This is a genomic window from Paracoccus sp. J55 (assembly GCF_000513975.1).
In the GTDB taxonomy this organism is placed as follows: domain Bacteria; phylum Pseudomonadota; class Alphaproteobacteria; order Rhodobacterales; family Rhodobacteraceae; genus Paracoccus.
On sequence record NZ_AZVA01000008.1, the window covers coordinates 45,505 to 66,382 of the forward strand.

Sequence of the window (20,878 nt, forward strand, 5' to 3'; positions counted from 1 at the left end):
GGCGGCGCCTTTGCAAAGCGTATTCCTGTCTTTGCAAAGCCAGGAGGTCAGATGGCCACCCAGAAGATCTATGCCGGGGTCGCCCTGCGCGAGACCCGCGCCCGCGCCGGGCTGACCCAGCGCGCCTTCGCCGACCGGCTGGGGGTCTCGCTGCCCTATCTCTCGCAGATGGAGAACAACCACCGGCCGGTCTCGGCCGGGGTGCTGCTGCGGCTCGCCTCGGAGTTTTCGGTCGATCTGGGCGCCATGGCGGTGGGCGATGCCGAACGCATGGTGATGGACATGGCCGAGGCGCTGGCCGACCCGCTGTTCGACGCGACGCCGCCCCGCGCCGATCTGCGGCTGGCGGCGACCAATGCGCCGGCGCTGGCCCGCGCCTTCCTGGATCTTTATCGGGCCCATCGCCAGGGACAGGAACGGCTGGCGGCGCTGGACGAGGCGCTTGGCGCCGGTGCCCAGAACGCCACGCCCTCGCCCTGGGAAGAGGTGCGCGACTTCTTCCATTACTGCGACAACTATATCGACGCCGTGGACCGCGCCGCCGAGCATTTCGCCCGCTCGCGCCCCGACCAGCGCCCGCTGGAGCGCGCCATCGCCGCGCTGGCCGAACGCGGCATCGAGGTCACCCTTGCCGAGCTGGGCAGCGGCGCCGTCTACCTGCGCGAGGGCAAGCGCATCACCCTGAACGCCGCCGCCGAGCCCGCGACGCAGGCCTTCCAGCTGTTGCACCTGTTCGCGCTTGAGACCCGGGCCGACCTGCTGGAGGCGACGCTGGAACTGGCCCGGTTCCGCAGCGTCTCGGCCCGCGACATCGCTCGGCTGGGGCTGGCCAACTATTTCGCCGGCGCCGCGATGATGCCCTATGCCCGCTTCCTGCAAACCGCGCGGGCCGAGCGGCACGACCTGGAGCGGCTGGCGCATCTGTTCGGCGCCTCGCTGGAACAGGTGGCGCATCGGCTTTCGACCATGCAGCGCGGCGGGGACCGGGGGGTGCCGTTCTTTTTCGTGCGCGTCGACCAGGCCGGCACCATCACCAAGCGCCATTCCGCCACCCGGATGCAATTCGCCCGGTTCGGCGGTGCCTGCCCGCTGTGGAACGTGCATCAGGCCTTCGAGACGCCGGGCCGTTTCCTGCGCCAGCTGGCCGAGACCCCGGATGGCAAGCGATACCTGCTGCTGGCGCGCGACGTGTCGAAGCCCGGGGGCGCCTTCGGCGCGCCGGTACGGCGCTTCGCCATCGGGCTGGGCTGCGAGATCAGCCATGCCCGCGACATGGTCTATGCCGACGGGCTGGACCTCGGCAATCCGCAGCTGTTCGAGCCGATCGGCGTGTCCTGCCGGATCTGCCCGCGGCCGAACTGCCATCAACGCTCGGTGCCGCCGGTGGACCGGCATATCCGCATCCCGCCGGACCGGCCGGGGCCGCTGCCCTACGAGATCGCCTGAAGCGGCGGCAAACGCGCAGGCCCGCCTCCGGTTCCCCTGTCCGCGGTCCCGGCTCCGCCGGACCGCCGCCCGACCCGGGCGAACCTTTGCCGGTCCCGGCGGTTCTGCCCATTTGCCAGGCAGCGGATTCGCGCGGAACCCGCAAGCCACACCATGGCGGGCCGGCAAAGATCCGGCGCAACCAACGGAAATGAATCAGACCTGCTTTTAGGCGCTTATCCCCCGAAGCTCGAATATCAATTCCAGGTTGCGGAATAATCGCCGCTCTCCCCCGGCGAATATCCACCCGCCGCGCGCCAGGGCATCGGCGTCAATCCGCCCAAGATCCGTGCAGACGGCCCAGTGCTGTTGCGCTTTGGGCACAGGTCGGATTTATCCGTGCGCAGCGTCACGACCGCCCCTGCTTGGCCGGTCCGGCGAAAACAACATGGACCCGGGACATTGCGCATCACCCATAGCCTGAATTCGGTGCTTGAGCGCTGGCTGCCAGAACAGCGCCTCTTCCTGAAATCGGACAAGACCACCCGCTTCCTGCGGCTGCGTCCGATGACCCAGCTGATCGCACTTGGCGGCACGGCGCTGGTCTTCGGCTGGTCGATCATCGCCAGCTCGATCCTGGTCATCGACGCGATCAGCGCCGGGTCGTCCCGCGACGAGGCGCTGCGTTCCCAAAGCGCCTTCGAGGCCCGGCTGACCGATCTTTCGGCCGAACGCGACAGCCGCGCCGCCGAGGCGGTGGCCGCGCAGAACCGCTTTGCCGTGGCGCTGGACCAGGTATCGCGCATGCAGTCGCTGCTGCTGGAATCCGAGGCGCGCCGGCGCGAACTGGAAACCGGGCTGGGCGCGGTGCAGGCCAGCCTGCAAGAGGTGGTCAAGGCCCGGCACCAGGCCGAGGCGCGCGACGAGGACGGCGCGGCCGCCCCCGCCCGCACCGCCGAGCTGCAGGCCGCGCTGGACATCCTGGCGGGCGAGCTGAAGCAGGCCGCCAGCGCCCGCAGCGAGGCCGTGCAACAGGCCGAGGACGCCCGCCGCCTGGCCGAGGCCGTCACGCTGGAGCGCGACCAGATCGTCGCCCGCAACGACGAGATCCTGACCCAGCTGGAGGATGCCGTTTCCGTCTCGGTCAAGCCGCTGGACGACATGTTCCGCAGCGTCGGCATGAACCCGGACGAGATCCTCAAGACCGTGCGCCGCGGCTATTCCGGCCAGGGCGGCCCGCTGAACCCGGTAGGCTATTCCTCGAGCGGCAATGCCGAGATCACCCAGGGCGAGGCCAAGGCCAACGAGATCCTGATCACCCTGGACCAGATGAACAGCTATCGCATCGCGGTAGAGAAGATGCCGCTGGCCATGCCGGTGCAGGCCGCCTTCCGCTACACCTCGCCCTTCGGCCGGCGCTGGGGCCGGATGCACGAGGGCATCGACATGGCGGCGCCGGTCGGCACGCCGGTCTATGCCACCGGCGAAGGCACGGTGGTCTTTGCCGGCTGGCAGCGCGGCTATGGCAACCTGATCAAGATCCAGCACGAGCTGGGCACCGAGACCCGCTATGGCCACCTGTCCAAGATTCGCGTGAAGGTGGGCCAAAAGGTGTCGCGCGGCAGCCAGATCGGTGATATGGGCAATACCGGCAGATCGACCGGCTCACATCTTCACTATGAAGTCCGCGTGAACGGCCGAGCCGTGAACCCCATGAGCTTCATCAAGGCAGCCCAGAATGTTTTCTAAGACCCGTGTGACCGAACCCGGCCCCCGCACCCAGCCGACCCCCGAGCCCGAAGCCGCGCGCAGCCTGGACACGAGTTACGACATTCCCGCCGCGGCCGCGCCGCGCACGCGCACCACGCCTTCGGTGCTGTCCTCGGACCTGACCGTCACCGGCAACATCCAGACCCAGGGCGACATCCAGGTCGAGGGCACGGTCGAGGGCGACATCCGCGCCCATCAGCTGGTGGTCGGCGAAAGCGCCACCATCCGCGGCGAGATCGTGGCCGAGGAGGTCGTGGTGAACGGCCGCGTCGTCGGCCGCGTCCGTGGCCTCAAGGTGCGCCTGACCGCCACCGCACGCGTCGAGGGCGACATCATCCACAAGACCATCGCCATCGAATCCGGCGCCCATTTCGAGGGCTCGGTGCAGCGCCAGGAAGATCCGCTGGCCAATGGCGTCACCAAGAAGCTGGCGCCCCCCGCCGCGCGCGAGGCCGACGCGGCCGAGTGATCGAGGGATCATCCGGAAAGACGGGCGGCCTGCGCCGCCCTTTTTCATGGCATCGGTTCGGGGTCCGGCATGAGCCGGCGATACATGTGCCAGCTGGCATGGCCCAGCACCGGCAGGACGATGAACAGCCCCAGGAACAGCGGCAGGATGCCGGCGAACAGCAGCGCCGCGATGACCAGCGCCCAAGCCAGCATCACCGGCAGATTCGCCCCCACCGCCTGAAAGCTGGCGATGATGGCCGAGATCAGGTCGACCTCGCGGTCCAGGATCAGCGGCAGCCCGACCACGGTGATCGAGAACAAGAGCGCCGCGAAGCCGGCCCCGACCACCGTGCCGGTCAGCAGCATGACCAGCCCCCGGCCCTGCAGCAGCACCTCGGCCGAGGAGGTGATGTTGGTCAGCGCCGAAACGCCCATGAACAGCGCGAAGGTGGTATGGGCGACGAAGACCCAGAACATGAACATCAGCAGGATCACCATGGCCATCGAGGGCACCTGCCGGTCCTTCTGCGCGACGACCACGGCCAGCACCTCGCGCCAGATCAGCGGCCGGTCGGATTCGATGCGGCGGCTGACCTCGTAAAGCCCGACCGCGGCGAAGGGCGCGATCAGCGGAAAGCCGACGATGAAGGGCATCAGCCACCATTCCTGCCCCGCCGCCGTGGCCACCGCCGTCAGCACCAGCCCGCCCATGACGTAGAAGGCGGCAAAGAGCAGGCCGAAGGCCGGGGCGCGGCGGAAATCCCGCCAGCCCGCCGCCAGCACCGCCGGAATGGCGTCGAAGCCGATCACCTCGGGCAGCGGGATCTCGTCCGGGCCGGGATCGGGCGAGGGATCGGGCAGCGGCGGGCGTTCGGGCTCGGGGATCGGCGTGGGGATCGGCTTGGGGTCGGTATCGGTCACGGCCATCTGTTCCTCCGTCAATGGGCGAAGGTTAGCAGGCTGGCGGCAAAGCGAAAGCCTCAGCGCGCGAAGCGGTCGACCAGCGCGTCCTTGACCGCGGGCGAGACGAATTTCGACACGTCGCCGCCCAGCCGCCCGATCTCCTTGACCAGTTTCGAGGCGATGGCCTGGCGGCGGGCATCGGCCATCAGGAACACCGTCTCGATGCTGGCGTCCAGCGCCCGGTTCATGCCGACCATCTGGAATTCGTATTCGAAATCCGCCACCGCCCGCAGGCCGCGCACGATCACCGTGGCGCCGACATCGCGGGCGCAGTCGATCAGCAGATTCTCGAACGGATGGACGACGATCTCGCCGCTGGAACGGGCGGCGACGATGCGGTCGCATTCCTCGCGCACCATGGCGACGCGGTCCTCGAGCCCGAAAAGCGGTCCCTTGTCGCGGTTTATGGCGACGCCGATCACCAGCCGGTCCACCAGCTCCAGCGCCCGCTGGATGATGTCGAGATGCCCCAGCGTGATGGGATCGAAGGTGCCTGGATAAAGCCCGATGCGCATGATGGGTGCGTCTCCTCGCCGAATATCCGCAGTCAAACAAAGTTCGGCAAGGAAATGCAAGGCCATGCGCCGATCCGGCGATTCGGCGCGGCGGGCGAGCGCCGGGCCTCAGTTGCCCATGATCATGCCGGTCAGCGCCTCTTTCTCGGCGGCGAGCTCCTTGAGCCGGGCCGAGACCGCGTCGCCGATCGAGACCAGCCCCACCATCTCGCCCTGCTCGTTCACCACCGGCAGGTGGCGGAACCGGCCCTGGGTCATGCGGTCCAGGATCACCAGCGCGTCCTCGCCGGTGGCGCAGGTCATCAGCTTGCGGGTCATCAGTTCCGAGATCGGCAACTCGAGGATCGCGGCGCCGCGCTTGCCCAGTTCGCGCACGATGTCGCGCTCGGACAGGATGCCCAGCGGGATCTTGCCGTCCTCGGAGACCACGATCGCACCGATGCGCTTTTCCGAAAGCAGCTTGGCGGCGTCGGCCACGCTGGCATCCGGGGCGACGGTGAAAATCTCGCCGCTGGCTTTCATCGACAGGATCTGGTTCACGAGCATTGCTGTTCCTCCTCGGGTCGGGCTGGCGAAGGCTGCCTCTGGCGCCCAGCGTCACCTCAACCCGCGCTTGCGTCAAGCCCGCTGTTGCAGCGCAGCGATTCAGGGCGAGACCAGCGCCTGCAGCCGCGCCACCTCGGCCCGGATGCCCTGCGCCAAGGCATCCGCCAGCCGGTTCATCCGCTGCGAGCGGCGGTCGTCGGCGTGCCGGATCAGCCAGAAGCTGCGCGTAAGCGAAATCTGGTCGGCCAGAACCCGCCGCACGCCGGGACAGAAGGGAATCGCGAAGTCATGCACGATGCCCAGCCCCGCCCCGACCCGGATCGCCTGCATCTGCACCGAGACCGAGTTCGAGGTCAGCGCCGCCCATTCCGCCCCGGTCTCGGTCAGGTAGTCCAGCTCGCGGTCGAAGATCATGTCGGCGATATAGCCGATCATGCGATGGCCGCGCAGGTCCTCGCGCGAGCGGATCGGCGGATGGGTGCGCAGATAATCCTCATGCGCGGCAAGGTGCAGGTGGTAATCGGTCAACCGCTGCACCACCAGCCGCCCGGCCTGCGGCTGCGAGACGGCGATGGCCATGTCTGCCTCGCGCTTGGACAGGTTGAAGACCCGCGGCAGGGCGACGATCTGGATCTCCAGCCGCGGATGCGTCTCGGAGAGCCGCGCGCAGAGCTGCGGCAGCAGGTAGTTCGCGCAGCCGTCCGGCGCGCCGATGCGCAGCTGGCCGGTCAGGTCGCCCGGCCCGGTCAGCGCCTCCTCGGCGCCGCTCAGCGCCGCCTCGACCGCCTCGGCATGGGGCAGCAGCCGCTCGCCCTCGGGGGCGAGGCCGTAGCCCTGCGGGGTCTTGACGAACAGCTTGGCCCCCAGCGCGCTTTCCAGCCGCGCCACCCGCCGGCCCACGGTCGAGGCGTCGATGCCCAGCCGCCGGCCCGCCCCCGACAGGCTGTCCGCACGCGCCACGGCCAGAAAGATGCGCAGGTCGTCCCAGTCCATGCCCGTCGCCTTTGCAAAAATGCAAAACCCTTTTGCCAGACTTCCTCTTTTTCCGGCAATGCTGCAAGTCTATGATCCGCCCGAAGATGCGAAACCCTCGGGAGGCACCCATGGAAGAACTGAGCCACTGGATCGACGGCAAAGAGGTCAAGGGCACCTCGGGCCGCTTCAGCGATGTGATGAACCCGGCGACCGGCGAAGTGATCGCCCGCCTGCCGCTGGCCACCCCGGCCGAGCTGGACGCCGCCGTGCGCAGCGCCGAGAAGGCGCAGGTCGCCTGGGCCGCCACCAACCCGCAGCGCCGCGCGCGGGTGATGATGAAATTCGGCCAGCTCATCAACGAGAACATGGAAAAGCTGGCCGAACTGGTCTCGCGCGAACATGGCAAGACCCTGCCCGACGCGCGCGGCGACGTGCAGCGCGGCCTTGAGGTGATCGAGGTCTGCATGGGCGCGCCGGCGCTGCTCAAGGGCGAGTTCACCGACAATGGCGGCCCCGGCATCGACCTTTATTCCATGCGCCAGCCGCTGGGCGTGGTCGCGGGCATCACCCCCTTCAACTTCCCGGCGATGATCCCGCTGTGGAAGATGGGCCCGGCGCTGGCTTCGGGCAACGCCATGATCCTGAAGCCCTCCGAGCGCGTGCCCTCGACCTCGATCATGCTGGCCAAGCTGGCGCAAGAGGCCGGGCTGCCGGACGGCGTGCTGCAGGTCGTCAACGGCGACAAGGAAATCGTGGACGCGATCCTCGACCACCCGACCATCCAGGCGGTGGGCTTCGTGGGCTCGACCCCGATCGCGCAATACATCTATGGCCGCGCCGCGACCAACGGCAAGCGCGCGCAATGCTTCGGCGGCGCCAAGAACCACATGCTGATCATGCCCGATGCCGACCTAGACAAGGCGGCGGACGCGCTGGTCGGCGCCGGCTTCGGCGCGGCGGGCGAACGCTGCATGGCGATCTCGGTCGCGGTGCCGGTGGGCGACAAGACCGCCGACGCTCTGATCGAGCGGCTGATCCCCAAGATCGAAAAGCTGAAGGTCGGCCCCTATACCGCCGGCGAGGACGTGGATTTCGGCCCGGTCATCACCAAGGCCGCGCAGGAGCGCATCAACCGGCTGATCGATTCCGGCGTGGAACAGGGCGCCAAGCTGGTGGTCGACGGCCGCGGGCTGAAGATCCAGGGCTATGAGAACGGCTTTTTCTGCGGGCCCTCGCTTTTCGACAACGTGACCCGCGACATGGAGATCTACAAGGAAGAGATCTTCGGCCCGGTGCTCTCGACCGTGCGGGCGCCGAGCTACGAGGATGCGCTGAACCTGGTCATGGACAACGACTATGGCAACGGCACGGCGATCTATACCGCCGACGGCGACACGGCGCGCGACTTCGCCAGCCGGGTGAACGTGGGCATGGTCGGCATCAACTTCCCGATCCCGGTGCCGCTGAGCTATTACACCTTCGGCGGCTGGAAGAAGTCGGCCTTCGGCGACCTGAACCAGTATGGCCCGGACGCCTTCCGCTTCTACACCAAGACCAAGACCGTCACCGCCCGCTGGTTCTCGGGCATCAAGGACGGCGTGGCGCTGAACTTCAAGGCCATGGACTGACGGCTCGGGCGGGCGGGGGCTCTGCCCCCGCGTTCCCCGCACCCCTCGACGGGGTGCAGGGAACGCTCCCCCGGGATATTTGGACAAGAAAGAAGCCGGGGCGGCGGCACCCCCGCCCTTTCGCGCAAGCCTGCAAAACTTGCGCAACATTTTCCGGCCATGACCGGCAAGACACATCATCACGAAAGACATGAGGGGGAGAGCATGGATTTCGCGCTGAGCGAAGAGCAGCAGGCAATATTCGATCTGGCCCGGGATTTCGGGACGGCGGAGATCGCACCCCATGCCCGCGCCTGGGAAGAGGCTGGGACCATCCCGCGCGCCTTGTGGGCACAGGCGGCCGAGCTGGGCTTCGGCGGGGTCTATGTCGGCGAGGATCACGGCGGCACCGGGCTGTCGCGTCTGGACGCCACGCTGGTCTTCGAGGCGCTGGCCATGGCCTGCCCCTCGGTCGGATCGTTCCTGTCGATCCACAACATGTGCGGCGGCATGATCGACAAGTTCGGCACCGACGCGAACAAGGCGCGCTGGCTGCCTGGCCTGTGCAGCATGGAAAAGGTGTTCTCCTATTGCCTGACCGAGCCGGGCTCGGGCTCGGACGCCGCGGCGCTGCGCACCCGGGCCGAGCGGGTGCCGGGCGGCTGGAAGCTGAACGGCACCAAGGCCTTCATCTCGGGCGGCAGCTATTCGGATTGCTACCTGGTCATGGTCCGCACCGGCCAGGACGGGCCGCGCGGCATCTCGACCATGGTGGTCGAGGCCGGCACCCCGGGCCTGAGCTTCGGCGCGCTCGAACAGAAGATGGGCTGGAAGGCGCAGCCGACCGCGCAGGTGCAGTTCGACGATTGCGTGATCCCCGAGGAGAACCTGATCGGCGAGGAAGGCCGCGGCTTTGCCTATGCCATGGCCGGCCTGGACGGCGGGCGGCTGAACATCTCGGCCGGGGCACTTGGCGGCGCGCAGGCGGCGCTGGACGCGACGCTGCGCTACATGGGCGAGCGTCGCGCCTTCGGTCAGACGCTGGACCAGTTCCAGGCGCTGCAGTTCCGCCTGGCCGAGATGGAGACGGCGCTGCAATCCGCGCGCATCTTCCTTCGCCAGGCAGCCTGGAAGCTGGACCGGGGCGAGCGCGACGCGACCAAGTTCTGCGCCATGGCCAAGCTGCATGTGACCGACCGCGCCTTCGAGGTCGCCAATCAATGCCTGCAACTGCATGGCGGCTACGGCTATCTTGCCGATTACGGGATCGAAAAGATCGTGCGCGACCTGCGCGTGCACCAGATCCTGGAAGGCACCAATGAAATCATGCGGCTGATTATCGGCCGCGCCCTGCTGGCGGAGCGTGACTGAATGACCGAGATGATCATCCGCAAGGACCGCCGCGCCGGGCGGCTGACCTTCAACCGCCCGCAGGCGCTGAACGCGCTGAGCCACGAGATGGCGCTGGCCATCGACGCGGCGCTGCAAGAGTGGCGCGACGATCCGGAGGTGGCGCTGGTCGTCATCGACGCCGAGGGCGAGCGCGCCTTCTGCTCGGGCGGCGACATCGCCGCCGTCTATCGCGCCGGGCTGGAGGGCGACCACCGGGTCGGGCGCGAGTTCTTTCGCGACGAATACCGCATGAACGCGCGGATCGCCGAGTATCCCAAGCCCATCGTCGCCTTCATGCAGGGCTTCGTCATGGGCGGCGGCGTCGGCGTCGGCGGCCATGCCAGCCACCGCATCGTCGGCGACAGCACCCAGATCGCCATGCCCGAGACCGGCATCGGCCTGATCCCGGACGTGGGCGGCAGCTGGCTTCTGGGCCATGCGCCCGGCCGCTGCGGCGAATATCTGGGCCTGACCGGGGCGCGCATCGGCGCCGGCGACGCGATCTTCACCGGCTTCGCCGACAGCTATATCCCAGAGGCGGAATGGCCGGCGCTGATCGACCGGCTGGCCGAGACCGGCGACGTGGCCGCGATCGCGCCCCACCCCCGCCCCGAGGCGCCGCTGGAAGGCCGCGACCTTTCGGCCTTCGGCGGCCATACCGTGGCCGGGATCGTCGCCGCGCTGGAGGCGGCGGGCGACGAGGCGGCGCTGAAGCCCTTGCGCCGCAACTCGCCCCTGTCGATGGCCGCGACGCTGGCGCTGGTGCGCGCGGCGCGCGGCGATGCCAGCCTGCGCGACAGCCTGGCGCGCGAGCTGCGCTTCACCGCCCGCGCCACGGCCGAAAGCGATTTCCTGGAAGGCGTGCGGGCGCAGATCATCGACAAGGACCGCAATCCGCAATGGTCGGCCGATGCCAGCCCCGCGCATGTCGCGGCGATGCTGGCGCCGCTGGGCGAGGATGAAATCGAATGGGAGGACCGGACATGAAGATCGGATTCATCGGCTTGGGCAATATGGGCGGCCCGATGGCGGCCAATCTGGCCAAGGCAGGGCACGCGGTCGCGGGCTTCGACCTGGCCGCGCCGATGCCCGAGGGCGTCGTCAAGGCCGCCAGCGCCGCCGAGGCGGCGCAGGGCGCCGAGGTAGTGATCACCATGCTGCCGAACGGCGCCATCCTGCGCGCGGTCGCGGAGGAGGTAATTCCGGCCATGACCGCGGGCGCGGTGTTCTGCGACTGCTCGACGGTGGACGTGGAAAGCGCCCGCGCGGTGGCGGCGCAGGCGCAGGCGGTGGGCTTGGGCGCGCTGGACGCCCCGGTCTCGGGCGGGGTTGGCGGCGCGACCGCCGGCACCCTGACCTTCATGGTCGGCGGCTCGGCCGAGGCTTTCGACAAGGTGAAGCCGCTTTTCGACGTCATGGGTCAGAAGGCGGTGCATTGCGGCGCGGCGGGCGCCGGCCAGGCGGCCAAGATCTGCAACAACATGATCCTGGGCGTGACCATGATCGCCACCTGTGAGGCCTTTGCGCTGGCCGACAAGCTGGGGCTGGACCGGCAGAAGATGTTCGACGTGGTCTCGACCTCCTCGGGCTACAGCTGGACGATGAACGCCTATTGTCCGGCGCCGGGCGTGGGTCCGCAATCGCCTGCAGACAACGGTTACAAGCCGGGCTTCGCCTCCGAGCTGATGCTGAAAGACCTGCGGCTCAGCCAGCAGGCCGCCGAGGCCGCGGATGCCGACACGCCGATGGGCGAGCTGGCCGCCGCCCTCTATGCCCGCTTCGTCGAGGACGAGGACGGAAAGGGCCGCGACTTCTCGGCCATGCTGCCGAGATTCGAAAAACGTCACCGGCACGACTGATTTCTCGCATTCGTGAGGGAGCCGATCAGGGGTTTGCGGCGTTTAATCCCTGATCAAGATTATCGTGCCAGGCTGGAGCCATGTTCCGCAACCGCCAGAGCCTGTTTATCGCCGTCGGCCTTTTGGCCCTTGCTCCGGCTACTCTTGCCCAGAACGCCGGGCAGGCAGCGGCACCGGCCGCCCAGGTCGCCGCCGAGCCGCCGGGCATGCTGCGCGTCGGCGACCGCCTCGACAGCGCGCGCCTGCATCAGGTGACGCGCCCCGGGCTTTACGGCATGAGCGAGGCGCCTTCCGGCAGCCGCTACGGCATCGTCGACGGCAAGCTGATCCGCTATGATCCGGAAAGCGCCCAGGTGCTGTCCATCATCCGGCAGGTGGACCGGATCATGGATTAACCCTGCAGCAAGGCCCGCGCCGCCTCTTTCGCGGCCGGGGTGACCTCTTCGCCCGAGAGCATGCGGGCGATTTCCTCGATGCGCTGGCTGGCGGTCAGGGCGGCGACATTGGAGGTGGTCATGCCGCCCTCGACCGATTTCGCCACCCGGAAATGATGCCCGCCAAGCGCCGCCACCTGCGGGCTGTGCGTGACGACCAGCACCTGCGCCCCCTCGGCCAGCCGGGCCAGGCGCCGGCCCACCGCATCGGCGGTGGCGCCGCCGACGCCGCGGTCGATCTCGTCGAAGATCAGCACCAGCGCGTCGTTGCCGCGCGCCAGGCAGACCTTGAGCGCCAGCAGGAAGCGCGACAACTCGCCGCCCGAGGCGATGCGGTCCAGGGGTCCGGCCGGCGCGCCCGGATTGGTGGCGACGGTGAAGGCCACGGCATCGCGGCCCTCGGGGCCGGGCTCGGCGCCGGAGAGCCGGGTCTCGAAGACCGCGCGCTCCATCTTCAGCGGCGCGAGCTCGGCCGCCATCGCGGCATCGAGCCGCTCGGCGGCCAGGGCGCGCTGTTGCGACAGGGCAGCCGCGGCGGCGTCATAGGCGGCGTCGGCCGCCGCCACGGCCTCGCGCAGGCGCGCCAGATCCCCCTCGCCCGCGTCGATGCGGGACAGCCGGGCCCGCAGCGCGTCGGCGAGGCCCGCCAAGTCATCGGCCAGCACGTCATGCTTGCGCGCCAGCGCGCGCAGGGCAAAGAGCCGCTCCTCGGTGGCTTCCAGGTCGCGCGGGTCGAAATCCATCGCCTCCAGCGCCGCCTCGACGCCCGAGACCGCCTCGCCCAGCTCGATCAGCGCCCGCTGCAGGGCCGCGGCGGGGGCCTCCAGCCGGCCCTCGGCGCGCTCGGCGGCGCCATCGAGCCAGCGCACGGCGTCGAGCATGGCGCCCTCGGCCCCTTCCGACCCCAGGGCCTGCAAGGCCCGCGCCACGTCCTCGCGGATGCGCTCGGCGCCCTGCATGGCGCGGCGGCGGGTGTCCAGTTCTGCCTCCTCGCCCGGCTGCGGGGCAAGCTTGTCGAGCTCGGCCACGGCATGGCGCAGGAATTCCTCCTCGCCCTTCGCCGCCGCCAGCGCCGCCTCGGCCCGCTCCAGCGCCGCGCGCGCCTCGCGGCGGGCGGCCCAGGCGGCACGGGTCGGGCCCAGGTCAACGCCGGCAAAGGCGTCGAGCAGCAGCCGGTGGCCGCGCGGATTCAACAGCCCCCGGTCGTCGTGCTGGCCATGCAGCTCGACCAGCAGTTCGGAAAGCGTCCGCAGCACCTCGCCCGAGGCGCGCCGGTCGTTGATCCAGCCGGTCTTGCGCCCGTCGCCGGCATTCACGCGGCGGATGATCAACTCGTCCGAGACCGGGAAGCCCGCCTCGTCCAGCAAGCTGCGGGCGGGATGGCCGGGCGGCAGGTCGAAGACTGCCGTGACCTCGCCCTGGCTCGCGCCCTGGCGCACCAGGTCGGCTCGGCCGCGCCAGCCCAGCACGAAGCCCAGGCAATCGAGCAGGATCGACTTGCCCGCCCCGGTCTCGCCGGTCAGCACGTTCAGGCCCGGCCGGAACGCCAGTTCCAGCCGGTCGATCAGCAGCATGTCTCGGATTTCAAGCGAAAGCAGCATCACCCCACCCGTAGGGCGCGCTTCAGCGCACCCTCACAGCCATTTGCCCTGGATGACCTGGCGATAGACGCGGGTCAGCCAACTGTCGCCGCGCGCCTCGGGCTGCAACCCATGGCCGCGCAGCTGCGCATAGGCGTCCTGATAGAAGGGCGAGGAGCGGAAATTGTGGCCCAGGATCGCCCCCGCCGTCTGCGCCTGATCGTTCAGGCCAAGCGCCAGATAGGCCTCGACCAGCCGCATCAGCGCCTCGGGCGTGTGGGTGGTGGTCTGGAACTCCTCGACCACCACGCGGAAGCGGTTGATCGCCGCGGTGTAATGGCCGCGCTTCAGATAGTAGCGGCCGATCTCCATCTCCTTGGCGGCGAGATGGTCGAAGGCCAGATCGAATTTCAGGATGGCCGAACGGGCGTATTCCGTATCGGGATATTGTTCGATCACCTCGCGCAGCGATTGCAGCGCCTGGAAGGTCAGGCCCTGGTCGCGGCCGATCTCGTCGATCTGGTCGTAGTAGGAAAGCGCCAGCAGGTATTTCGCATAGGCCGCATCCTCATCGCCCGGATAGGTGTCGATGAAACGCTGCGCCGCGCCGCGCGCCTCTTCGTAGTCGCGGGCGCGGTGATGGGAATAGGCCTGCATGATCAGCGCGCGCTTGGCCCATTCGGAATAGGGATAGAGCCGCTCGACCTCGGTGAAATACTTCACCGCATCCTTCGGCTTGCGCGTGTTCTCAAGCTCGTATTCGCCGCGCTTGTAGATTTCCTCGGCGGTGAAATTCTCGAATGATTCGGGCTGATTGCCCGAGCCGCCGCCACAGCCCGCCAGAAGGCCCAACGACAGCACAGCCGCGACCAAGGAACCCGATCTGATGCCTGTCATTCCACCCTGCCCGTCAGAAATTCATGCCGCCGCACGGGCGGGAAGGCCCGCGCGGCCCGGTCGTCCTAGCACAGAAAATCGGGCTGCGCAAAATGCCAAAACCGCAAAAGCGGCGGCATGCCCGTCACCTTCAGGCGACGGCCAGCTGGCGGGCGCGGGGCGCAAGGCGCGCGGCCGAGGCCAGCACCCCGGCGCCGGGCAGGCGGCTTTCCATCGCCGGGGTCAGCGTGACCCATTCCCAGGCATCGGGCTGGGCGAAAAGCGCACGCAGCAGCTTGTTGGTCATGGCATGCCCGGCGCGATGGCCGGTATAGCGCGCCAGCAGCGGCGCACCGGCCAGCGCCAGGTCGCCCACCGCGTCCAGCATCTTGTGGCGCACCGCCTCGTCGCGGTGGCGCAACCCGCCGGGCGAGAGCACCTTGTCGCCATCGACGACAACGGCGTTCAGATAGGTGCCGCCAAGCGCCAGGCCGTTCCGCTGCATCTGCACCACATCGGCCTGGCGGCAGAAGGTGCGGCTGTCCATCAGCTCGTGCACGAAACTGCCATTGGCCATGTCGAGGCGCTTTTCCTGGTGGCCGATCGCCGCATCCGCGAAGTCGATGTCGAAATGGATCTCCAGGTGGTCGGCAGGCGACAGGCGGGCGAAGGCCTCGCCCTGCTGCACCTCGACCTCGCGCAGCACGCGGATGGCGCGCAAGGGCGCACCGGGTTGCTGGCGCAGGCCGGCCTCGAGGATACCCTGGACGAAGGGGGCCGAGGAGCCGTCGAGGATCGGCACTTCCGGCCCGTTCACCTCGACTACGGCATTGTTGATGCCGGTGCCGGCCAGCGCGGCCATCACATGCTCGACCGTCGAGACGGTGGCGCCGCGACCGTTGTCCAGCAGCGTGCAGAGCTGCGAAGGGGTGACGTGATCCCAATGCGCCGGAATACGCGCGCGGCCCAGATCGGTGCGCACGAAGATGATGCCGTGATCGGCGGGCGCCGGCAGGATCGCCAGGCGCACGGCCGCACCCGAATGCAGCCCGACGCCGCGGAACTGGGCTTTCTGAGCGATGGTGGTCTGCATGGTCTTGCCTGCCGCTTGCTGTGAACTTTCGTTGGCCGCGGGCGTGGCCACGGCGTGAAGCTCAGTTAGGCATGCCGGAGCGATTGCTCAATTAACGTTTTGTAACGGGGTGAAACAATCGCCGCGGCGCAGCATCGGCAGCCGCAGGACTGCCTGCAAGAGATTGATCCCAAAAGGGAAAAGGACCGCCTTGGCGGTCCCTTCCAATTCCGGGGCTGAAATAATGTGATCGGCTCAGTTCGCCTGGCGGCGCAGGAAAGCCGGGATCTCGACATTGTCGCCGGCCCGGTCGGGGCTGGCCAGATCGTCGAAACCGGCGTCGAAGCCGCTGCGGTTGCGGGCCGCGACGCGCTCGTTCACGCGCTCGGCGATGGTCGAGGGTGCCGGCTTCTCGGCCTGCTCGCCATGGCCCGAGATGCGCTCCAGCATGCGGCTCAGCCCGCCCATGCGACCCTGGGCCCGGCCCTGCTCGGCGGGCTGCTGCTGGGCGGCGCGGTTCTGGGCGGCGGCCTGACGCTCGGGCGCCTTCTGCACCGCGGCGGCCAGCCGCTGCATGACCGCATCCGAGGGGGTGCCGGCCGGGGCTTGCGGACGGCGGGTCGGGGCGACGAAGCCGCCGGCATCGCCGTTCAGCGCATCGCCTTGCGCGGCGGGTGCGGACGGCTGGCGCAGGTCGGGCTGATAGGCCGGGCGAGGCATGTCGTCCTCGTCGTAGCGCGCCGCCGGGGCGGCGGGCTGCGGACGCGCGACCGGCGCGGCGGCCGGTTGCGGCGCGGCCTCGGCCAGCGGCGCGGTGCGGCGCGGCGGCACCGGCAGCTCGTCCTCGACCGACTTTTGCGCCACGGGCGGGTGCTGGGTCAGCGGCTCTTTCATGCCACGGCGCGGCACGGGCAGTTCGGCCGCCGAGGCGTCGATGCCGGTGGCCACCACCGAGACGCGGATCGAGCCTTCCATCGACGGGTCCAGCGTCGAGCCGACGATGATGTTGGCGTCGGGATCGACCTTTTCGCGGATTTTCTCGGCTGCCTCGTCCATCTCGAACAGGGTCAGGTCGTAGCCGCCGGTGATGTTGATCAGCACGCCCTTGGCGCCGTTCAGGCTGATCTCGTCCAGCAGCGGGTTGGCGATGGCCTTCTCGGCGGCCTGCACGGCGCGGTTCTCGCCCGAGGCCTCGCCGGTGCCCATCATCGCCTTGCCCATCTCGTCCATCACCGCGCGCACGTCGGCGAAGTCGAGGTTGATCAGGCCCGGGCGCACCATCAGGTCGGTCACGCCCTTGACGCCCTGGTAGAGCACGTCGTCGGCCATGGCGAAGGCTTCGGTGAAGGTGGTCTTTTCGTTGGCCAGCCGGAACAGGTTCTGGTTCGGGATGATGATCAGCGTGTCCACGACCTTCTGCAGGGCCTCGACGCCCTCCTCGGCCTGGCGCATGCGCTTGGTGCCCTCGAACTGGAAGGGCTTGGTCACGACGCCGACGGTCAGGATGCCCATCTCGCGCGCGGCCTGGGCGATGATCGGCGCGGCGCCGGTGCCGGTGCCGCCGCCCATGCCGGCGGTGATGAAGCACATATGCGCGCCCATCAGGTGATCGACGATATCCTCGATGGTTTCCTCGGCGGCCTTGGCGCCGATCGAGGGCTTGGCGCCGGCGCCCAGCCCCTCGGTCACCTTGGGACCGATCTGGATGCGGCTTTCGGCCTTCGAGGACTGCAGCGCCTGGGCATCGGTATTCGCCACGACGAATTCGACGCCCTCCAGCTGCTTGTCGATCATGTTGTTGACCGCATTGCCACCCGCACCACCGACGCCGAAGACGGTGATGCGCGGCTTCAGTTCCTGGTCATCATTCAGCATCAGGTGGATCTGCCGTTCCATGTCTCGCCTGCCTTATGTTTGCGCCGGACATGTGCGCAGTCCGGTCGAATCCCCTATGCGGGCAGCCTAGCCAGATTCGCCCCCAGCGTCACCCGAAAAACACAGGTGACCCACCAAATATGGCGGTCAGAGCTGTTATTCTCGGCGGTATCTTGCCCATTCTCCACCATGTGGTGTGGACACCGGTCCACACCACCGCATCCGGGTTCCGCTCGCCTACCAGTTGTTGCGGAACCAGCGATAGGCCCGGCGCAGGCTGCGCGCCGGGTAATGTTCGGCGGGCATGTCGAAATCCCACCATTCGTCCTGCGGATGCGCCGTCAGCAGGGCCAGCCCGATGGCCGAGGAAAAGCCCGGCGCGGTGGCGTTATGCGGCAGGCCCTGGATGCGCAGCGGCCGGCCGATGCGCACGCTTTGCCCCAGCATGCGCGAGGCCAGCACGTCCAGCCCCGGGATCTGGCTGCCGCCGCCGGTCAGCACGATCTGGCGCGAGGGCATGCAGTCGAAGCCCGCCGCATCCAGGATCTCGCCCACCTTTTCCAGGATCTCCTCGACCCGCGGGCGCATGATGCCGATCAGGTCGGCGCGGCTGACGCTGCGGCGGTCCGTTTCCCAGTCGCCGGTCTCGCCGCCCAGCTCGATCATCTCGCGGTCGTCGCGGCCGGTGGCCTCCAGCCCGCCATGCAGGGTCTTGAGCCGTTCGGCCACGGCATGGCTGACCCGCAGCCCCTTGGCGATGTCCTGGGTGATCAGCTCGCCCCCGACACGGACGGCATCGGCGAAGATCATGTGCTTCTTGATGAAGACCGAAACCCCGGTCGTGCCGCCGCCCAGGTCGATGCAGGCGGCGCCCAGTTCCTGCTCGTCCTCGACCAGCGCGGCAAGGCCCGAGGCATAGGAGGCCGAGGCCACCCCCGCCAGTTCCATGTCGCAGCGCCGGATGCAATGCACCAGGTTGCCGGCCGCGTCGCCGTCGATAGTCAGCACATGCATGTCGCAGGCCAGCCGGCCGCCCGACTGGTCGCGCGGGTCCGACAGCCCCGAGCGACCGTCCAGGGCGAAGTTCACCGGCTGGGCGTGCAGCACCTCGCGGCCACGGCCGAAATCGGGCACGTCGCAGGCGGCCAGCACGCGGGCCACGTCGCCCTCGCCCACCTTGCCGGCGGGCAGCACGATCTCTCCCGCCAGGCCGTAGCTTGCCGGGCGCGCGCCCGAGATGCAGGCGATGACGTGATCGACGCGCACGCCCGCGACCTTCTGCGCCGACTGGATCACGGTGCGGATGGCGCGCTCGGTCTCGGCCATGGTCTCGATCTCGCCGTAGCGCATGCCGCGCGAGCGGGTGGTGGCGGTGCCGATGACGCGGAAATTCGACTGGCCGGCCATGGGGCCGACCCCGTCCGTCTCGCGGAACTGGCTGGGGCCGTCGAATTGCAGGACCAGGCAGGCGATCTTCGAGGTGCCGATGTCGAGAACCGCGATGACCCCGCGCTGCATGGCTTGGCGGCGCATGTTCCGCATCGCCCGCTGGCCCTGATACAGATCCTTCATATCCGCTGACTCCCCAAGCTGTTAACCGCTCTTCTTCGTGCTTTTGCCGGTCTTGCCCGCCGTCGCCTCCGGCTTGACCGGCAATCCGTCCGGACCAAGCTCGGGCTGGCCGCGGGCGCGGCGGATGGCGTTCTGCGCCTCCAGCCCCAGCCGGACCACCGGACGCGCCTCCTGCCGCAGGTCGACGACCGAGATGTCGCGGTCCAGCATGTGCAGGGCGCGGTCCAGCGCGATGGCGCGCTCCAGCGCCTGAAGCGCCTTGTCCTCGGGCAGCTGGATGCGCTGACCGCGGTCCAGAACCACGTCCCAGCGCCGTTCGCCCATGCGCTCCAGCCCGCGCAGGCGTGGCAGGATGGGCCCAGAGGCATCGATCAGCGCCAGCGCCTCGCGTGCGGCGCGGTCGGCGCCCTCGCCGGCGATGATCGGCAGGTCGGTGCGCACGTCGCGCGAGGTGACCGAGGCGACCCGGTGCCCGGTCTTGTCCAGAAGCTCGATGCCGCGTCCATGGCGCCACAGCACCACCGGCACCCGCTCGGTCACCACGGCCGACAGCACGCCGCCCGGCTTGATGCGCAGTTCCACCGCCTCGACCGCGTCGAGCTTCAGCACCCGCTCGCGCAGCTTTTCCAGGTCGATGTCGAAGCTCGATGCCGGCAGTTCGACCGGCAGCATGGCGCGCAGCCCCTTGTCCACCGCCGGCGAGGCGCCCTCGATGGTCATCATCTTGACCATGAATTCGTCGCGGTGCTGGATGCGGTCCACGATGGCGTCGATGCCGCCGGTCAGATTGGCGCGGCGGGTGTCGTCCGACAGCCAGATCCCCGCCACCAGCGCCGCCAGAAAGGCGGGCAGGCCGACATGCACCAGCCGGCGCACGATGGGCCGCAGCATCATCCGGTTCAGCCGATAGGCCAGCCGCGAGGGGGCCGGGTCCCTGCGCGGCGCGCGCGCCGCCATCGGCGCCGGGCGCGCAGGCGCGGGGCGCGTCGGGGCCGGGCGCCCGCCGTCGCCCTGTCCGCGGTGGAAGGGGTTCAGGCCCTGCATAGCGCCTCCTCGACGATCCAGCGGCAGAGCGCGGGGAAATCCATGCCGGCATGCGCCGCCTGTTCGGGGGCAAGCGAGGTGGGGGTCATGCCGGGCTGGGTGTTCACCTCCAGGATGATCAGCCCGGCCAGCCCGCGGCTTTCGTCCCAGCGGAAATCGGTTCGGGTCAGCCCCCGGCATCCCAGCGCCTGATGCGCCCGCACCGCCTGCTCGCGGCAGGCGGCGGCGATCTCGTCGGGGATCGCGGCCGGGATCACATGGGTCGAGCCGCCGGGCTTGTATTTGGCGTCGTAGTCATACCAGCCCTCGGTCACGATCTCGGTCACGCCAAGCGCGCGGTCGCCCAGCACCGCCACGGTCAGCTCGCGGCCCGGCGCATAGGTTTCGACCATGACCCGGGCCGGCATCTGCGGGGAAAGCTGCGGCGGGCCGTTCGCGGCCTCGTGCACGATATAGACCCCGACCGAAGAGCCCTCGTCATTCGGCTTGACCACATAGGGCGGCGCCATGACATGGCCGGCGCGCACCTCGTCCGCATCGGCGATGAGGCTGTCCACCACCGGCAGCCCGGCCTCGCGCAGCGCCTGCTTGGCCCGGGACTTGTCCATGGCCAGCGCCGAGGCCAGCACGCCGGAATGGGTATAGCGCCAGCCCAGCCATTCCAGCAGGCCCTGCACGCAGCCGTCCTCGCCCCAGCGGCCGTGCAGGGCGTTGAAGACCACATCCGGCGCATGCTCGGCCAGACGCGCGGGCAGATCCCTGCCCGCGTCCAATTCGACGACTTCATAGCCCGCCTGCCGCAGCGCAATCGCGCATTCACGCCCCGACGAAAGCGACACCTCGCGCTCGGCCGAGGGTCCGCCCATCAGGACCACGACTTTCGGGGCTGTCCTGCTCGACCTGCCCGCCAATTTCTGCCTCTT

The 20,878-nt window shown here is 69.1% G+C and carries 19 protein-coding genes; 8 read left to right on the plus strand and 11 right to left on the minus strand.

The window, feature by feature from the left end:
- The first annotated feature begins 51 nt into the window (after window positions 1–51).
- From PARJ55_RS0109620 to PARJ55_RS0109630, 3 genes are all read left to right on the plus strand, one after another.
- Complete coding sequence (locus PARJ55_RS0109620) at window positions 52–1,446, plus strand: short-chain fatty acyl-CoA regulator family protein (RefSeq protein ID WP_028712837.1); 1,395 nt, start codon at window positions 52–54, stop codon at window positions 1,444–1,446.
- A gap of 441 nt (window positions 1,447–1,887) precedes the next feature.
- Window positions 1,888–3,174: a M23 family metallopeptidase gene (locus PARJ55_RS0109625; RefSeq protein ID WP_028712838.1), complete on the plus strand. Its 1,287-nt coding sequence runs from the start codon at window positions 1,888–1,890 to the stop codon at window positions 3,172–3,174.
- The gene (locus PARJ55_RS0109630) at window positions 3,164–3,664 is read left to right on the plus strand and encodes a polymer-forming cytoskeletal protein (protein ID WP_028712839.1); all 501 of its coding nucleotides are present in this window, start codon (window positions 3,164–3,166) and stop codon (window positions 3,662–3,664) included. Before PARJ55_RS0109625 ends, PARJ55_RS0109630 begins: the two co-directional genes overlap by 11 nt.
- 44 nt (window positions 3,665–3,708) lie before the next feature.
- Here the strand turns inward: PARJ55_RS0109630 and PARJ55_RS0109635 are convergent, their stop codons facing one another.
- The 4 genes from PARJ55_RS0109635 to PARJ55_RS0109650 all read right to left on the minus strand — a co-directional run bounded on the left by PARJ55_RS0109635 (window position 3,709) and on the right by PARJ55_RS0109650 (window position 6,662).
- Entirely contained in the window at window positions 3,709–4,572 is an 864-nt protein-coding gene (locus PARJ55_RS0109635) for a DUF2189 domain-containing protein (RefSeq protein WP_084637817.1), read from the minus strand.
- A gap of 53 nt (window positions 4,573–4,625) precedes the next feature.
- A complete protein-coding gene (gene coaD / locus PARJ55_RS0109640; protein ID WP_028712841.1) occupies window positions 4,626–5,123 on the minus strand; it encodes a pantetheine-phosphate adenylyltransferase in 498 nt (165 codons plus the stop codon).
- Window positions 5,124–5,231: 108 nt separating this feature from the next.
- Window positions 5,232–5,669 (minus strand): CBS domain-containing protein, encoded by a 438-nt coding sequence (locus PARJ55_RS0109645; protein WP_028712842.1) that lies wholly within the window; start codon window positions 5,667–5,669, stop codon window positions 5,232–5,234.
- Between the two features lie 99 nt (window positions 5,670–5,768).
- Window positions 5,769–6,662: a LysR family transcriptional regulator gene (locus PARJ55_RS0109650; RefSeq protein ID WP_028712843.1), complete on the minus strand. Its 894-nt coding sequence runs from the start codon at window positions 6,660–6,662 to the stop codon at window positions 5,769–5,771.
- A gap of 110 nt (window positions 6,663–6,772) precedes the next feature.
- On the opposite strand from PARJ55_RS0109650, the gene PARJ55_RS0109655 reads away from it, so the two are divergent.
- The 5 genes from PARJ55_RS0109655 (at window position 6,773) to PARJ55_RS0109675 (ending at window position 11,897) form a co-directional block, all read left to right on the plus strand.
- Window positions 6,773–8,272: a CoA-acylating methylmalonate-semialdehyde dehydrogenase gene (locus PARJ55_RS0109655; RefSeq protein ID WP_028712844.1), complete on the plus strand. Its 1,500-nt coding sequence runs from the start codon at window positions 6,773–6,775 to the stop codon at window positions 8,270–8,272.
- Between the two features lie 204 nt (window positions 8,273–8,476).
- Window positions 8,477–9,622 (plus strand): acyl-CoA dehydrogenase family protein, encoded by a 1,146-nt coding sequence (locus PARJ55_RS0109660; RefSeq protein WP_028712845.1) that lies wholly within the window; start codon window positions 8,477–8,479, stop codon window positions 9,620–9,622.
- Window positions 9,623–10,630, plus strand: coding sequence for an enoyl-CoA hydratase/isomerase family protein (locus PARJ55_RS0109665; RefSeq protein WP_028712846.1), 1,008 nt, complete (start codon window positions 9,623–9,625; stop codon window positions 10,628–10,630). It begins immediately after the preceding gene.
- Window positions 10,627–11,502, plus strand: a complete 876-nt coding sequence (gene mmsB, locus PARJ55_RS0109670; protein ID WP_028712847.1) for a 3-hydroxyisobutyrate dehydrogenase — start codon at window positions 10,627–10,629, stop codon at window positions 11,500–11,502. The genes PARJ55_RS0109665 and mmsB overlap by 4 nt, the downstream gene beginning before the upstream one ends.
- 80 nt (window positions 11,503–11,582) lie before the next feature.
- Window positions 11,583–11,897 carry a hypothetical protein gene (locus PARJ55_RS0109675; RefSeq protein ID WP_028712848.1) on the plus strand — a complete coding sequence of 105 codons (315 nt, stop codon included), beginning with the start codon at window positions 11,583–11,585 and terminating at the stop codon, window positions 11,895–11,897.
- Here the strand turns inward: PARJ55_RS0109675 and recN are convergent.
- The 7 genes from recN to PARJ55_RS0109710 form a co-directional block, all read right to left on the minus strand.
- Window positions 11,894–13,537, minus strand: coding sequence for a DNA repair protein RecN (gene recN, locus PARJ55_RS0109680; RefSeq protein ID WP_028712849.1), 1,644 nt, complete (start codon window positions 13,535–13,537; stop codon window positions 11,894–11,896). The genes PARJ55_RS0109675 and recN overlap by 4 nt on opposite strands.
- A gap of 33 nt (window positions 13,538–13,570) precedes the next feature.
- Window positions 13,571–14,413: an outer membrane protein assembly factor BamD gene (locus PARJ55_RS0109685; protein WP_028712850.1), complete on the minus strand. Its 843-nt coding sequence runs from the start codon at window positions 14,411–14,413 to the stop codon at window positions 13,571–13,573.
- A 130-nt stretch (window positions 14,414–14,543) separates the two neighbouring features.
- Complete coding sequence (lpxC, locus tag PARJ55_RS0109690) at window positions 14,544–15,485, minus strand: UDP-3-O-acyl-N-acetylglucosamine deacetylase (protein WP_028712851.1); 942 nt, start codon at window positions 15,483–15,485, stop codon at window positions 14,544–14,546.
- A gap of 234 nt (window positions 15,486–15,719) precedes the next feature.
- On the minus strand, window positions 15,720–17,360 hold the full coding sequence (gene ftsZ, locus PARJ55_RS0109695; RefSeq protein ID WP_028712852.1) for a cell division protein FtsZ: 1,641 nt from the start codon (window positions 17,358–17,360) through the stop codon (window positions 15,720–15,722).
- Window positions 17,361–17,576: 216 nt separating this feature from the next.
- Entirely contained in the window at window positions 17,577–18,911 is a 1,335-nt protein-coding gene (gene ftsA, locus PARJ55_RS0109700) for a cell division protein FtsA (RefSeq protein WP_028712853.1), read from the minus strand.
- Between the two features lie 21 nt (window positions 18,912–18,932).
- Complete coding sequence (locus PARJ55_RS0109705) at window positions 18,933–19,955, minus strand: cell division protein FtsQ/DivIB (RefSeq protein WP_028712854.1); 1,023 nt, start codon at window positions 19,953–19,955, stop codon at window positions 18,933–18,935.
- On the minus strand, window positions 19,943–20,866 hold the full coding sequence (locus PARJ55_RS0109710) for a D-alanine--D-alanine ligase (protein ID WP_028712855.1): 924 nt from the start codon (window positions 20,864–20,866) through the stop codon (window positions 19,943–19,945). Before PARJ55_RS0109710 ends, PARJ55_RS0109705 begins: the two co-directional genes overlap by 13 nt.
- Window positions 20,867–20,878 lie beyond the last annotated feature (12 nt).

Bases quoted from the DNA above. Each gene is read 5' to 3' on its own strand.
- PARJ55_RS0109620 (WP_028712837.1), top strand. From the start codon at position 52: ATGGCCACCCAGAAGATCTATGCCGGGGTCGCCCTGCGCGAGACCCGC.
- PARJ55_RS0109630 (WP_028712839.1), top strand. From the start codon at position 3,164: ATGTTTTCTAAGACCCGTGTGACCGAACCCGGCCCCCGCACCCAGCCG.
- PARJ55_RS0109635 (WP_084637817.1), bottom strand. From the start codon at position 4,572: ATGGCCGTGACCGATACCGACCCCAAGCCGATCCCCACGCCGATCCCC.
- coaD (WP_028712841.1), bottom strand. From the start codon at position 5,123: ATGCGCATCGGGCTTTATCCAGGCACCTTCGATCCCATCACGCTGGGG.
- PARJ55_RS0109645 (WP_028712842.1), bottom strand. From the start codon at position 5,669: ATGCTCGTGAACCAGATCCTGTCGATGAAAGCCAGCGGCGAGATTTTC.
- PARJ55_RS0109650 (WP_028712843.1), bottom strand. From the start codon at position 6,662: ATGGACTGGGACGACCTGCGCATCTTTCTGGCCGTGGCGCGTGCGGAC.
- PARJ55_RS0109655 (WP_028712844.1), top strand. From the start codon at position 6,773: ATGGAAGAACTGAGCCACTGGATCGACGGCAAAGAGGTCAAGGGCACC.
- PARJ55_RS0109660 (WP_028712845.1), top strand. From the start codon at position 8,477: ATGGATTTCGCGCTGAGCGAAGAGCAGCAGGCAATATTCGATCTGGCC.
- PARJ55_RS0109665 (WP_028712846.1), top strand. From the start codon at position 9,623: ATGACCGAGATGATCATCCGCAAGGACCGCCGCGCCGGGCGGCTGACC.
- mmsB (WP_028712847.1), top strand. From the start codon at position 10,627: ATGAAGATCGGATTCATCGGCTTGGGCAATATGGGCGGCCCGATGGCG.
- PARJ55_RS0109675 (WP_028712848.1), top strand. From the start codon at position 11,583: ATGTTCCGCAACCGCCAGAGCCTGTTTATCGCCGTCGGCCTTTTGGCC.
- recN (WP_028712849.1), bottom strand. From the start codon at position 13,537: ATGCTGCTTTCGCTTGAAATCCGAGACATGCTGCTGATCGACCGGCTG.
- PARJ55_RS0109685 (WP_028712850.1), bottom strand. From the start codon at position 14,413: ATGACAGGCATCAGATCGGGTTCCTTGGTCGCGGCTGTGCTGTCGTTG.
- lpxC (WP_028712851.1), bottom strand. From the start codon at position 15,485: ATGCAGACCACCATCGCTCAGAAAGCCCAGTTCCGCGGCGTCGGGCTG.
- ftsZ (WP_028712852.1), bottom strand. From the start codon at position 17,360: ATGGAACGGCAGATCCACCTGATGCTGAATGATGACCAGGAACTGAAG.
- ftsA (WP_028712853.1), bottom strand. From the start codon at position 18,911: ATGAAGGATCTGTATCAGGGCCAGCGGGCGATGCGGAACATGCGCCGC.
- PARJ55_RS0109705 (WP_028712854.1), bottom strand. From the start codon at position 19,955: ATGCAGGGCCTGAACCCCTTCCACCGCGGACAGGGCGACGGCGGGCGC.